Source organism: Micromonospora sp. CMU55-4 (genome assembly GCF_011602315.1).
GTDB lineage: Bacteria > Actinomycetota > Actinomycetes > Mycobacteriales > Micromonosporaceae > Micromonospora > Micromonospora chalcea.
This window is the reverse complement of record NZ_JAAOLH010000015.1, coordinates 83,039-96,718: the sequence shown is the minus strand read 5'-3', so window position 1 is coordinate 96,718 and position 13,680 is coordinate 83,039. Positions and strand designations below refer to the sequence as shown.

The following is a 13,680-nucleotide window of genomic DNA, read 5'->3' as shown; positions in this document are numbered from 1 at the left end:
CTGGCGAGCATGCCACGCCCGCCGTTTGACGCGACAAGTAACGGGTAGTCGCGGGAGTTGACCCCAAACGAGGAGGGATCGTCTGATGGATGGCCAGGTCAAGGTCGCGGTGATCTACTACAGCGCGACCGGCATCACCTACCAGATGGCGCAGTCGGCAGTCGAGGCGGCGGAGGAAGCCGGTGCCGAGGTGCGCCTGCGCAAGGTGCGTGAGCTGGCGCCCGACGAGGCGATCCGCTCCAACTCGGGCTGGCAGGCGCACCGGCTGGAGACCCAGGACGTGATGGAGGCCCAGCCGGACGACCTCTCCTGGGCCGACGTGGTGATCATGGGTTCGCCCACCCGGTACGGCATGGTCGCCGCCCAGCTCAAGCAGTTCATCGACACCACCGGCCCGCTCTGGGCGGCCGGCGCGCTCGCCGACAAGGTGTACAGCGGCTTCACCTCGACCGCCACCTCGCACGGCGGCCAGGAGGCGACGCTGCTGTCGCTGTACACGATCTTCTACCACTGGGGCGGGATCGTGGTGACCCCCGGCTACACCGACCCGAGCCAGTTCGTCGCCGGCAACCCGTACGGCGCCTCGCACACCAGCAACAACGGCGAGGTGGCCCCGGACCACGTGGCCCTGACCGCCACCGCGCTGACCGCCAAGCGGGCCACGCTCATGGGCGCCGCGCTGAAGCGGGGCATGGCCGGCTGACCGGCGGATGGCGACCGGTGGCCGGACGGGGGCTCTCGAACCCGTCCGGACCACCGGTCGCCCCTCGCCCTACCCGCGATCGGCCGCTCCATGCGCGCTCAGCGCGGGCCGGTCGAGCAGATGTCCGAGCAGATCCGCCAGGACCGAGGTGCCGTCCTGGCTCAGCACCGACTCCGGGTGGAACTGCACCCCGGCGAAACCCGCCCCGCGCAGTGCGTGCACCGCGCCGTCGGCCGGGTCGCGGGACAGCTCCACCGGGCCGTACGGGCCGGTCATCCGGTCGGCGTCGGCGCGGGCGGTGAAGCTGGCGTAGAAGCCGACCCGGCGGGTCACCCCGAACACCGGCACGTCGCGCGGCAACCCCTGGTACGGCGCGTCCCGCCGGTGCAGCGGCAGACCCAGCAGCCCGGCGAGCAGCTGGTGGCCCAGGCACACCGCGAGCGCCGGCCGGCCGGAGGCGAGCAGCTCGGCCAGAAGCGCCCGCAGCGCCACCATCTTCGGCGCTGCCGGGTCCCGCGGGTCGCCCGGCCCGGGGCCGACCACCACCAGGTCGTACCCGTCGAGCGGGCCCGGGTCCGGCCAGTCCCGCCGGGTCACCGCCAGCCCCAGCGCGCCGAGCTGGTGGGCGAGCATGCCGGTGAACGTGTCCTCGCCGTCGACGATCAGCGCCCGCCGGCCGGCGAGCCCGCGCAGCGCCAGCGCGCCCGGCCGGCGCTGCTCCAGCCAGAACCGGGCCAGCGGCGCGTTGCGGGCGGCCAGCGCGGCCTGCACCTCCGGGTCGTCGGCGTACCTGACGGCCGGCTCGGCGCCGGCGCCCGGTGCGTCCGGGCCGAGACCGAGCGCGGCCAGCACGCCCGCCGCCTTCGCGTGCGTCTCCGCTACCTCCCCGGCGGTCGTCGAGTGCCGCACCAGCGTGGCGCCGACCGGCACCCGCAGCGCGCCCTCGGGCGAGATCTCGGCCGTCCGGATCAGGATCGGCGCGTCCAGCGTCTGCCGGCCCTGCTCGTCGCGTCCGAGCAGTGCGAGCACCCCGGCGTAGTAGCGCCGGCCGGCGCGCTCGTGCCGGGCGATGACCCGGCAGGCGTTCTCCATCGGGCTGCCGGTCACGGTCGGGGCGAACATGGTCTCCCGCAGCACCTCCCGCACGTCCCGGGAGCAGCGCCCGGCCAGCAGGTACTCGGTGTGCGCCAGGTGCGCCATCTCCTTCAGGTACGGCCCGACCACCTGGCCGCCGTGCTCGGCGACCACTGCCATCATCTTCAGCTCCTCGTCCAGCACCATGTACAGCTCCTCCACCTCCTTCGGATCGTGCAGGAAGCGCAGCAGCTCAGCCCGGTCGACGGTCTCGCCCCGGTGCCGGAACGTGCCGCTGATCGGGTTCATCTCGACCAGGCCGTCGGCGACGCTGACGTGCCGCTCCGGGCTGGCGCCGACCAGGATCCGGGCGCCGGTGTGCACCAGGAACGTCCAGTACCCGCCCCGCTCGCGCAGCAGCAGCCGGCGCAGCGCGGCCAGGGCCGCGGCCAGCGGGTCGCCCTGCACCGTGGCGCGCATGGTGCGGTGGATGACGAAGTTCGCGCCCTCACCCCGGCCGATCTCGTCGGCGAGCACCCGGTCCACCACCGCCGCGTACTCGTCGTCGGCGATGTCGAAGCCGGCGTCGGTGGTGCGTACGGCGGCGTCGGGCAGCGCGCCGAGCAGCTCGGCCAGTGGTATCCGCCGGTGCGCCTCGACGGTCAGGAACTCCAGCGGCATGCCGTCGTCCACGCACTCGAAGCCACGCTCGGTGACCTGCCGGAACGGCACCACTGCCAGCGTGCGCGGGCCGGCGCCGTCGTCGGGCAGCGGCAGGTCGGCGAGCCGGTCGGCGGTGCGTACCGGGCCGGTGAACAGGTCGACGTGGTCGGCGCCCTCGCGGCGGACGAGCGCGAACGGGCCGGGGTCGTGGCCGGCCGCGACGGCGGCGAGCGGGTCGGACGGGCGGGTCATCGGGTCTCCTCGGTGGGCCGGTGACCGCCGACGTGGGCGACCCGGGATGCCGGGGAAGACCGGCGGCCGCCTCGTCGGGCGGCCGCGTGGGGAAGCTACGCGCGGGGGTGGGCCGCCGGGTCGGCGGGCCACCAGCAGGACAGGTGCGCGGGCATGACCGTCACTGTACGCGATCAGCCCGCCTCCGGTAAGCCGGTCGCGCCGGGTAGGTTGATCGGCGATGGACATCCTCGCTCTCGATCTGGGCACCTCCTCGGTGCGTGGGCTGGTGCTCGACGCGGACGCGGTGCCGCGTCCGGGCGCGCTGGCCCGTCGCCGGGTGCATCTGGTCACCGGGGACGACGGCACCGGGACGCTGGACGGCCCGGCCTACCTGGCGTGCCTGACGGAGTGCCTGGACGAGCTGGCCGCCGGCGGGCACCTGCGGGACGTGGACCTGGTGGCCACCTCCGCGCAGTGGCACTCGGTGCTGCCGCTGGCCGCCGACGGCACCCCGTCGGGACCGGTGCTGACCTGGCTGGACACCCGGCCGGAGGCGCTCGCCGGCGCGGTCGGCCCGGCCGACCCGGCGGACTTCCACAGGCGTACCGGCACGTGGTGGCACCGCTGCTTCTGGTCGGTGCGGCTGCCCTGGCTGCGGGAGCACGGCGCGCGGAACGCACGCTTCACCGGGCTGGCCGAGTACGTGCTCGGCGCGCTGCTCGGCGACGTGCCGATGTCCATGTCGATGGCTTCCGGCACCGGGCTGCTCGACCTGCGGCGCCTGGACTGGGACCCGGAGGCGTGCGAGCTGGCCGGCGTACGCCCGGAGCAGTTGCTGCGGCTGGCCCCGGACGGCTGGCACGGCCGGCTGAACGCGGAGCACGCGCGGCGCTGGCCGCAGCTGGCCGGGGCGCGGTGGGCGGCGCCGGTCGGCGACGGGGCGGCCGCCAACGTCGGGTCGGGTTGCGTCGACCCGACGCGCGCGGCGGTGACCGTCGGCACCTCCGCCGCGGTCCGGATGATGCAGGCCGTGCCGGCGGGCGCGGAGCCGCCGCCGCTGCCGGAGCAGCTCTGGCGGTACCGGGTGGACCACAACCATGTGGTGACCGGCGCGGCGTACTCCAGTGGCGGCAACCTGTTCGCCTGGGCCAACCGGGAGCTGCGGCTGCCCGAGGGCGCGGCGCTCGAGGCGGCGCTGCGCCGGACCACCGGCTCGGTGCGGGCCAACCCGCGGCTGGGCGGTGACCGGCCGCCGGGCACGGCCCCGGCGGGCTCGGGCGAGCTGCGTGGGCTCAGCTTCGGCACCACCGCCGTGGACGTCCTCGCCGGGCTGATGGGTGGCCTGTGCCGGCTCGTCGCCGACGACCTGGTCCTGCTGGAGGGTGGCGTCGGCGAGCCGATGGAGGTGGTCCTCGGCGGCGGGGCGCTGACCGCCTCGCCGTGGTGGCGCGCGGCGTTCGCCGACGCGCTCGCCCCGCGCGAGGTGCGGTGGCAGCGCAACCCGGAGATCGGGGCGGCCGGCGCGGCGCTCGTGGCGCTGGGACGTCTGCCCGAGGCGGCGCACATCGGCGGCATCGGCCGGACGGACGAAACCGCCTCGCACGCGTGACGGTCCGCCCGAAGCGCTGACCGGCCTGCTCGTGCCGTCCGGGCGGCCGTTGACACGGACCGCCGGCCTGGTTGGATGGACTCCGCTCCCCGACGTGGTGGAGTGGAACGAGGAGGCAGGTGTGGGCGCAGGTCCCGACCCGGCTCGTGGCGCGGTCCCGCAGCCGCACCGGCGGCGCTCCGGGTTCCGGCTGCGGGACTGGCGGATGGGCACCAAGCTCGCCACCGTGCTGGTGATCCCGTCGCTGGCGTTCCTCGTCCTGGCCGGCATCCAGACGCGCGGTCTGGTCGGGCAGACCACCACGCTGAGCGCCTTCGCCGAGCAGGTGGGCATCGGCCGGCAGATCGCCGTGGCCGTCGACCGGCTCCAGCACGAGCGGGACCGTACCGCCGGGGAACTGGCGGGGCTGCGCCGCGCCGGCACCGGCGCCGACCGGGACGCCGCGGTCGCCGCCCTGAAGCCGCTGCAGGCGGCCACCGACCGCGCGGTGGCGGACCTGCGTACCGCGGCCGCGCCGCTGGCCGACGCCGACGCGGCCTGGCGGGTGTCCTACTCGGAGGCGCTGGAGGCGTACGACCAGGTCGTCAACATCCGCGCCGCGGTGGCGCCGGCGGTGCTGTCCAGCGACACCGTCCTCAGCAACTACCACCGGTCCGTCGCGGCGCTGCTGAACCTGCTGGCCGAGCCGTCGCCCGGCGGCGGGCGGCAGGAGCTGACCGAGGCGGTGCTGCGCTACGTGCAGCTGTCCCGGGTCAAGGAGTTGTCCTCGCGGATCCGCGCGGAGCTCTACGCCGCCGCCCGCTCCGGCCGGTACGAGGCCGACGACCAGGTGACGCTCAGCGACCTGCGGGCCCAGCAGCTCACCGCGCTCGGCGCGTTCCGGGTCGCGGCGACCGCCGACCAGATCCGCCGCTACGACCAGACCTCGGTCGACCCTGCTTTCGTCGCGGCCACCCGGATGGAGGAGCGGACCCTGCCCGGCGGCGGCGACGCGAAGCCGGCGCTGCTCGACGCGGAGCAGTGGTGGTCGGCCAGTGAGCAGCGACAGGAGTTGCTGCGCCAGATGGAGAGCGGGGTCGTCGACGACGCGGTACGCCGGGCCGACGACGCCAGCGCCCGGCAGCTGCGCGACACGCTGCTGGTGGCCGGTGGCATCGCCACAGTGCTGCTGGTGGCGGTGGCGATCTCGCTGCTGGTCGGCCGGTCGGTGGCCCGCGGCATGCGGCAGCTGCGCGGCCAGGCGCTGCGGATCGCGCAGGTGGATCTGCCGCTGACGCTGGAACGGCTGCGCACTGTGGACCGTCCGGTCGGTGCGATCGACGTGCCGCCCGCGGTGATCGACTCGCAGGACGAGATCGGCGAGCTGGCCGAGGCGTTCGTCGCGGTGCACCGCAGCGCCGTCGACGTGGCGGTCGAGCAGGCGATGATGCGGCGCAACGTCAACGCCATGTTCGTCAACCTGGCCCGGCGCAGCCAGGTGCTCGTCGAGCGTCAGCTGGAGCTGCTCGACGACCTCGAACGCGAGGAGAGCGATCCGGACCAGCTGGAGAATCTGTTCAAGCTCGACCACCTCGCCGCCCGCATGCGCCGCAACGACGAGAGCCTGCTGGTGCTCGCCGGCAGCGAGTCGACCCGGCGGTGGAACCGCCCGGTGGGTCTGGGCGCGGTGCTGCTGGCCGCGAGCGCGGAGATCGAGCAGTACCAGCGGGTACGCCACGAGAACCGGACGGACCTGCACGTCGTCGGGCACGCGGTGGGCGACCTGGTGCACCTGTTCGCGGAGCTGCTGGAGAACGCCACCTCCTTTTCCCGCCCGGAGACCACGGTGCGGGTCGTCGTCGAGCCGGACGGCCGGGGCGCGCTGGTGCGGGTCGTCGACGAAGGGCTGGGCATGAGCCCGGCGGCGCTGGCCGAGGCGAACGCGGTGCTGGCCGAGCCGCCGGCCGCCGACGTGTCGGCCTCGGAGCGGATGGGTCTGTTCGTGGTCAGCCACCTCGGCGCCCGCAACGGCGTACGGGTGCGGTTGCAGGCCGGCGGCGCGGGCCTGGTCGCCCTGGTGCGGATCCCGGTCGAGCTGCTGGCCGAGGCGCCCGCGCCGGAGGCGGGCCGGCCGGTGTCGGCGGGTCGGCCCGTACCGGGGGTGGACCGGAGCGTCCGCACGCCCACCGGTCCGGTCGCGGCGTCCGGGGCGCTCGCGGCGCCGACGGCCGAGCTGCCGGTGGCGGGATGGCGTCCGGCGCCCGGTCAGCCGGCGGCGCTGCCGCTGTCGCCGCTGACCGGCCGTCCGCTCGGGGACGGGCCGGAGGCGCCGACGTCCGGATCGCCGGCGCCCGCCGCGCCGGCCGGCGCCGTGCCGCGCCCCCGGCCGGCCCGGGCCGAGGACGTCCTGACCCCGGCTGTCGCCGGACCCGCCGGCGGTGGCTGGTTCAGCCGGCAGGGGCCGACGGCGTCGCCGCTGGGTGTGACGCCCGCCCCGGCGCCGACGCCGGTGACCGGAGGGACCAACGAGCGGGGACTTCCGGTACGGGTGCCGATGGCCCAGCTCGCCCCGGCCTCCGTGGCCGACCGCCCGGTGATGCGGCACGAGCCGGACCCGGAGGCGGTCGGCGGCATGCTGTCGCGCCTCTACAGCGGGGTGCGGCGCGCCGAGGCCGAGGAGACCACCGAGATGTACCTGCCGCGCGACGAAGGAGGACGACGACAGTGACGACGTTGAGCCAGGAGGCACGCGACCTGAGCTGGCTGGTGAACGCGTTCGCGGAGCGCGTTCCCGGGGTGGCGCACGCGGTGGTGGTGTCCTCCGACGGGCTCCTGGTGGCGATCTCGGCGCATCTGCCCCGGGACCACGCGGACAAGCTCGCCGCGGTGACCTCCGGCCTGATGAGCATCACCGCGGGCGCGGCCCAGATGTTCGACGGCGACGTCGTCAAGCAGACAGTGGTCGAGATGGGGCGCGGCTATTTCCTGGTGATGCAGATCCGGGACGGCTCGATCCTGGCCACGCTGGCCGGGGCGGACGCCGACATCGGCGTGGTCGGCTACGAGATGGCGCGGCTGGCCAAGCAGGCCGGCGAGATGCTCACCCCGGCGCTGCGCGCCGAGCTGCAGCAGGCGCTGCCGCGCTGATCCGCCGATGCGGGGGCCCGGCCGGCGCGCAGCCGGCCGGGCCGCCACCGCCTACAGCCCGTTGCGGCGGATCACGTCGCGGTACCAGTGGGCGCTGCGCTTGAGCACCCGCCGCTGGCTCGCGTAGTCCACGTAGACCAGGCCCCAGCGCTGCTCGTACCCCTCGGCCCACTCGAAGTTGTCCAGCAGCGACCAGACGTGGTAGCTCTCCAGCGGTACCCCGTCGCCGATGGCCCGGTGGGCGGCGGCGAAGTGGTCGCGCAGGAAGCTGACCCGCCCGGCGTCGTCGACGTTGCCGTCCGCGCCGGGCACGTCGGGGCAGGGCAGGCCGTTCTCGGTGATGGTGATCGGCACCCGGCCGTAGTCCCGGGTGACCCGGGTGAGGATGTCGTACATGCCCTCGGGGTAGATCTGCTGCCACTCCGCCTCGGAGGTGGGCCACTTGCGGACCGTGCTGCCGTCGCCGGTGACGTAGATCGGCGTGTAGTACTGCACGGCGAGCAGGTCGACCGGGCTGGAGATGATCTTCAGGTCGCCGTCGCGGACGCCGCGGACCATCCGGCTGTCCGGGCCGCGGTCGTCCAGCACGTCCTGCGGGTACGCGCCCTTGAAGATCGAGTCGAGGTAGAGGCGGTTCTCGTAGCCGTCGTGGAGCTTGGTCGCGGCGGCCGCCTCGGCGCTGTCGTCGGCGGGGTAGCAGGGGTGCAGGTTGAGGGCGGGGCCGATCCGGCCGGTGAGGCCGGAGGCGCGCAGCGCCCGCACGGCGAGGCCGTGGGCGAGCTGGAGGTGGTGGGCGACCAGGTACGCCGCGTCCTCGTCCCGGAAGCCCGGGGCGTGGTGGCCGAAGATGTAGCCGTTCTGCACCACGGTCTTCGGCTCGTTGACGGTCAGCCAGACCGGCACCTGGTCGCCGAGGGCGTGGAACACCGCGTCGGCGTACTCGGCGAAGCGCTCGGCGGTGTCCCGGTTCTCCCAGCCGCCGGCGTCCTGGAGGGCCTGGGGTAGATCCCAGTGGAACAGCGTGGCCATCGGCGCGATGTCACGCTCGTGCAGCCCGTCCACCAGGCGGCGGTAGAAGTCGAGGCCGCGCTGGTTGGGGCGGCCGGAGCCGTCGGCCTGGATGCGGGGCCAGGAGATGGAGAACCGGTAGCTGCGCAGTCCCAGGTCGCGCATCAGGTCGAGGTCCTGCGCGTACCTGTGGTAGTGGTCGGCGGCGACGTCGCCGGTGTCGCCGTTGCGGATGCGCCCCGGCGTGTGGCTGAAGGTGTCCCAGACGGACTCACCCCGCCCGTCCTCCTTGGCGGCCCCCTCGATCTGGTACGCCGAGGTCGCCGCGCCCCAGCCGAAGCCGTCCGGGAAGCGCAGTCCGCGGTCCTGCTCCGGGTCGGTGGCGCGCTCGGGCGGGCTGTCGCAGCCGCCGAGCGCGACTGTCGACGCGGCGGTCGCCGTCGCGGTGGCGCCGGCGAGCCCGGTCCGGGCCGCGCCGGCCGCGGTCGCGGACAGGGCGGCGCGGCGGAGCAGGCGCCGTCGGGTGAGTAACGACATGAGGTTTCTCCTCGGAGTGACGGGCCGCCCTGGGCCGGGAGCGCTCCCATCATAGCCAGGGAGCGGCCGGCCCTGATCCGGCGGTCGCGGCGAGGTGCGGCGCGGCCGGCGGGCGGCCGGAAAGTGGGTGGGCGGGGGCGTCGCTCGGGAACGCCGCTCGGGGCGGCGTGAGCGGCGAGGGGTGGGGTGGATAGCGAGAAAGGCCGTCCGGGTGGCGTGTCACGCCTGTCCCGTCGGCCTCTTTTGCCGTCGACAACGGGGGTTTAGTGTGGGGACGGGGGAGGGCAACCCCCGTCCCCACCGATGGTGCACACACGCACGAAGTGGAATTGGCGTCCGTCGTGCGCGTCGCGCGGGAGCCGGGCCACGCGAGTGGCTCTGGTTCCACCTCCCTCCGTTTGGCGGGTGGCGGCCGGTGGCGGCGTCCGGGCTGGTCCGCCGCCGGCCTCTGGGCCGACGCGCCGGGCACGGGCGTACCCGGCGATCCAGTACTTGTATCACCGTCGATGGAAGCGCTCCCATCGGCGATGCTGCGACTGTAACGCCCGTCACGGGTTTGGAAAAGCCCCTAAACGAGATCGAAACATGGAAGCGCGTATCTGCGCTGGCCGTTGTGGTGGGAGCGCTTCCATGTCACACTCTCGTCACGCCACGCGGAGCCAGTGACGCGAGCGCGGGCCGCCGAGGGCACCCGGTGACAACCGGTGCGGCGCCCCGATCCCCGGCACGGCCGGGACGACCACCTTTCCGGACGCCTCCGTCCCCCCGCGTACGCCCCGTCGACGCGTGGAGGCGCCCCGCCGGGACCCCGAGGTCCCGGCCCGGTCCGAGGAGACACCGCCCACATGAGACTTCTGGCCAGACGTCGCCGTACGGCGATGCTCGCCGCCGCCGCCCTCGTCATAGGCGGGGTGGCCCTGCCCGCGGGCGCCGCCCAGGCCGCGCCCGCCTGCGACGTGACGTATGCGTCGAGCGACTGGAACAACGGCTTCACCGCCAACGTGACCATCAAGAACCTGGGCGACGCGCTCAACAACTGGTCGCTGAAGTTCACCTTCCCGAACAGCAGCCAGCGCGTGGTCCAGGGCTGGTCGGCCCGGTGGAGCCAGTCCGGCAGCGAGGTGACCGCCACGAACGAGTCGTGGAACGGCAGCCTGCCCACCGGCGCGTCCACCAGCATCGGCTTCAACGGCAGCTTCAGCGGCAGCAACCCGAAGCCCACCGCGTTCACCCTCAACGGGGTGGCGTGCAACGGCGCGCAGACCAACCAGCCGCCGACGGTCTCGCTGAGCGTGCCGTCCGGCCCGTTCGAGGCGCCGGCGGACGTCCCGCTGACCGCGACCGCCAGCGACCCCGACGGCACCATCAGCAAGGTCGAGTTCTACCGCAACGGCCTGCTGGTCAACACCGACACCACCGCGCCGTACGGCTACGACCTGCTCGACCTGCCGGCCGGCAGCTACACGGTGCAGGCCAAGGCGTACGACAACGCCGGCGCCTCGGCGGTCTCGGAGAAGTCGTTCACAGTGACCGCGGCCACCGGGCCGAAGCTGGTCGCCACCCCGTCCGCGGTCACCGTGAGCGAGGGCGGCAGCGCCACGGTCCGGTACACGCTCAGCGCGGCGCCCAGCGCCAACGTGCCGGTGACCCTCGCTGTCACCGGTGACAGCGACATCACCGTGTCGCCGACCACGCTGACGCTCACCCCGAGCAACTGGAGCACCGGCGTCACCGCCACGGTCTCCGCCGCGGAGGACGCCGACACGGTCGGCGGCACCGCCACGATCACCGCGTCGGCCACCGGCTACGCGCCGGTCTCCGTCGTGGCCACCGAGGCGGACAACGACAGCCCCGGCGGCGACAACGCCTACATCAAGAAGTTCCTCGACCAGTACGGCAAGATCAAGAACTCGGGGTACTTCAGCCCCGAGGGCGTGCCGTACCACTCGATCGAGACGCTGATCGTCGAGGCGCCCGACCACGGCCACGAGACCACCTCGGAGGCGTTCAGCTTCTGGCTCTGGCTGGAGGCGCAGTACGGCCGGGTCACCCAGAACTGGGCCCCGTTCAACAACGCCTGGACGGTGATGGAAAAGTACATCATCCCGTCGCACGCCGACCAGGCCACGGCCGGCTCGCCCGGCACCCCGCAGTACGCCGCCGAGCACAACCTGCCCAGCCAGTACCCGTCGACGCTGGACGCCAACGTCCCGGTCGGCCAGGACCCGCTGCGCTCGGAGCTGCAGTCCACCTACGGCACCGGTGACATCTACGGCATGCACTGGCTGCTCGACGTGGACAACACGTACGGCTACGGCCGCTGCGGCGACGGCACCACCCGGCCCGCGTACATCAACACCTTCCAGCGGGGCACCCAGGAGTCGGTGTGGGAGACCGTGCCGCAGCCGTCCTGCGACACGTTCAAGCACGGCGGCCCGAACGGCTACCTGGACCTGTTCGTCAAGGAGTCCAGCGCCCCGGCCAAGCAGTGGAAGTACACGAACGCCCCGGACGCCGACGCGCGTGCCGTCCAGGCCGCCTACTGGGCGCTGACCTGGGCCAAGGCGCAGGGCAAGGCGGGCGACGTGGCGGCCACCGTGGCCAAGGCCGCCAAGATGGGCGACTACCTGCGCTACGCGCTGTTCGACAAGTACTTCAAGAAGATCGGCAACTGCGTCGGCGCGAGCACCTGCCCGGCCGCCAGCGGCCGTGACTCGGCGCACTACCTGCTCTCCTGGTACTACGCCTGGGGCGGCGCGTACGACGCCTCGCAGAACTGGTCGTGGCGGATCGGGTCCAGCCACAGCCACTTCGGCTACCAGAACCCGTTCGCGGCCTGGGTGATGACCAACGTCGCGGAGCTGAAGCCGAAGTCGCCGACCGCGGCCTCCGACTGGCAGAAGAGCCTCGACCGGCAGCTGGAGTTCTACACCTGGCTCCAGTCGGCCGAGGGCGGCATCGCCGGTGGCGCCACCAACAGCTGGGACGGCAGCTACGCCCAGCCGCCGGCCGGCACCGCCACCTTCTACGGCATGTTCTACGACGTCGACCCGGTCTACAACGACCCGCCGTCGAACCAGTGGTTCGGCATGCAGGCCTGGTCGATGCAGCGCATCGCCGAGCTGTACCTGGAGACCGGCAACGCGAAGGCCAAGGCGCTGCTGGACAAGTGGGTGCCGTGGGCGATCGCCAACACCACGCTGGGCACCGACTGGTCGATCCCGTCGGACATGAAGTGGACCGGCCAGCCGGCCAACTGGAACCCCAGCAGCCCGCAGCCGAACACCAACCTGCACGTCGAGGTGACGGTCAAGGGCCAGGACGTCGGCGTCGCCGGCGCCTACGCCCGCACGCTCATCGCGTACGCGGCGAAGTCCGGCAACACCGCGGCGAAGGACACCGCCAAGGGCCTGCTGGACGCGCTCTCGGCGGCCGCCGACAGCAAGGGCGTCTCGACGCCGGAGAAGCGCGGCGACTACAAGCGCTTCGACGACGTCTACAACGCCGCCGACGGCCAGGGCCTCTACATCCCCAACGGCTGGACCGGGAAGATGCCCAACGGTGACGTGATCGCCCCGGGCAAGAGCTTCCTGGACATCCGCTCGTTCTACAAGAACGACCCGGACTGGCCGAAGGTGCAGGCGTACCTGGACGGCGGTCCCGAGCCGGTCTTCAACTACCACCGGTTCTGGGCGCAGGCGGACATCGCCATGGCGTACGCCGACTACGGCACCTACTTCCCGCAGGGGTGACCCCTCCTTCGTGGGCGGGCTCGCGCCCGCCCACGAAGGAGGCCGACCCGGCCGATGGGGGAACGGAGCGGCCGGGTCGGCGGACGGCCTGACGCCCACGGTCAGGCCGGGTGGGCCGGCCGTCCGGCCGACGCAGCGGACCGGCCGGCCCACCACTCCGCCCGGTGACGACCCATGGCGCGAAAAGGCACGCAAAATTCAGCGGTCCACGGGATCACATCCGGGCCGTGGACGGAGTAACGTATTTGACGGAGAGGCCGCTCCCCCCGTGGCGGCCTCTCCATTACTCTTCCCGGACCGGCTCACCGCCGGGCACCGGCGCCGTCACCGGGTGCCGCAGTCCCGGATGCCCGGCCGGCAGCGACCGCCGGATCACCACCCAGCTCGACGCCAGCGCCGCCGCGATCAGCGGCCAGGTGAGCGCCGCCCGCGCCACGGTGAGCGCGACCACCTGCCCGTCCAGCCACAGCGGGATGAACACCGCCAACCGCAGCACGTAGGTGCCCGCCCACACCCAGCTGCCCCGGCCGTACGCCCGCAGCAGCGCCGGATCACGCCGCCACCGGGTCCGCTGGCCCAGCGCCGTGCCGACCACCACGCCGAGCAGCGGCCAGCGCACCACGATGCTCACCGCCCAGGCCAGCGCGCTCGCCGCGTTGGCGGCGATCTGCAGCAGGAAGAAGTCCTCGGCCCGGCCGGTCCGCAACGCGACGAGCGCGGCCACGCAGACCGCGAGCAGCCCGATCAGCACCGAGCGGGGGCGGTCCCCGCGCCGCCACCGCCAGCCGGCCACCGCCGTGCCGGTCAGCAGCGCGGCGAGCACACCGCCGCGCAGCCCGCCGAGCACCCAGCCGAGCCCGAACGCGAGCGGCGGCAGCGTGGCGTCGACCGCCCCGCGCCGGCCGCCCAGCAGGTCGGCCAGCGACTCCGGCCGTGGCCCGGCCTGCGGTTCCCGCTGCGGCGTGCCGGTCACG

General features: G+C 73.8%; 8 protein-coding genes. 5 read left to right on the top strand and 3 right to left on the bottom strand.

Going from position 1 to position 13,680, the window contains the following annotated elements; all coding sequences use genetic code 11:
- Window positions 1-85: 85 nt before the first annotated feature.
- The gene (wrbA, locus tag HA073_RS23690) at window positions 86-703 is read left to right on the top strand and encodes an NAD(P)H:quinone oxidoreductase (RefSeq protein ID WP_043329810.1); all 618 of its coding nucleotides are present in this window, start codon (window positions 86-88) and stop codon (window positions 701-703) included.
- 69 nt (window positions 704-772) lie between these two features.
- On the opposite strand, the gene HA073_RS23685 is transcribed toward wrbA, so the two are convergent.
- The gene (locus tag HA073_RS23685) at window positions 773-2,692 is read right to left on the bottom strand and encodes a chorismate-binding protein (protein ID WP_166457316.1); all 1,920 of its coding nucleotides are present in this window, start codon (window positions 2,690-2,692) and stop codon (window positions 773-775) included.
- Between the two features lie 220 nt (window positions 2,693-2,912).
- Between HA073_RS23685 and HA073_RS23680 the strand changes: the two genes are divergently transcribed.
- From HA073_RS23680 to HA073_RS23670, 3 genes are read left to right on the top strand one after another with little or no spacing between them, the layout of a single operon-like run.
- On the top strand, window positions 2,913-4,283 hold the full coding sequence (locus tag HA073_RS23680; RefSeq protein WP_113972424.1) for an FGGY family carbohydrate kinase: 1,371 nt from the start codon (window positions 2,913-2,915) through the stop codon (window positions 4,281-4,283).
- 31 nt (window positions 4,284-4,314) lie between these two features.
- A complete protein-coding gene (locus tag HA073_RS23675) occupies window positions 4,315-6,990 on the top strand; it encodes a nitrate- and nitrite sensing domain-containing protein (protein WP_069087744.1) in 2,676 nt (891 codons plus the stop codon).
- Window positions 6,991-6,995: 5 nt separating this feature from the next.
- Entirely contained in the window at window positions 6,996-7,409 is a 414-nt protein-coding gene (locus tag HA073_RS23670; protein WP_196806755.1) for a roadblock/LC7 domain-containing protein, read from the top strand.
- A 51-nt stretch (window positions 7,410-7,460) separates the two neighbouring features.
- Here the strand turns inward: HA073_RS23670 and HA073_RS23665 are convergent, their stop codons facing one another.
- Window positions 7,461-8,954 carry a GH1 family beta-glucosidase gene (locus HA073_RS23665; RefSeq protein ID WP_043329818.1) on the bottom strand — a complete coding sequence of 498 codons (1,494 nt, stop codon included), beginning with the start codon at window positions 8,952-8,954 and terminating at the stop codon, window positions 7,461-7,463.
- Between the two features lie 854 nt (window positions 8,955-9,808).
- Between HA073_RS23665 and HA073_RS23660 the strand changes: the two genes are divergently transcribed.
- Window positions 9,809-12,706: a glycoside hydrolase family 48 protein gene (locus HA073_RS23660; protein WP_205798394.1), complete on the top strand. Its 2,898-nt coding sequence runs from the start codon at window positions 9,809-9,811 to the stop codon at window positions 12,704-12,706.
- A 283-nt stretch (window positions 12,707-12,989) separates the two neighbouring features.
- On the opposite strand, the gene HA073_RS23655 is transcribed toward HA073_RS23660, so the two are convergent.
- The gene (locus HA073_RS23655) at window positions 12,990-13,679 is read right to left on the bottom strand and encodes a DUF3159 domain-containing protein (protein WP_064445398.1); all 690 of its coding nucleotides are present in this window, start codon (window positions 13,677-13,679) and stop codon (window positions 12,990-12,992) included.
- Between the last annotated feature and the right edge of the window lies 1 nt (window position 13,680).

Excerpts from the sequence above, each read along its gene's own strand:
- wrbA (WP_043329810.1), top strand. The coding sequence starts at position 86 with ATGGATGGCCAGGTCAAGGTCGCGGTGATCTACTACAGCGCGACCGGC.
- HA073_RS23685 (WP_166457316.1), bottom strand. The coding sequence starts at position 2,692 with ATGACCCGCCCGTCCGACCCGCTCGCCGCCGTCGCGGCCGGCCACGAC.
- HA073_RS23680 (WP_113972424.1), top strand. The coding sequence starts at position 2,913 with ATGGACATCCTCGCTCTCGATCTGGGCACCTCCTCGGTGCGTGGGCTG.
- HA073_RS23665 (WP_043329818.1), bottom strand. The coding sequence starts at position 8,954 with ATGTCGTTACTCACCCGACGGCGCCTGCTCCGCCGCGCCGCCCTGTCC.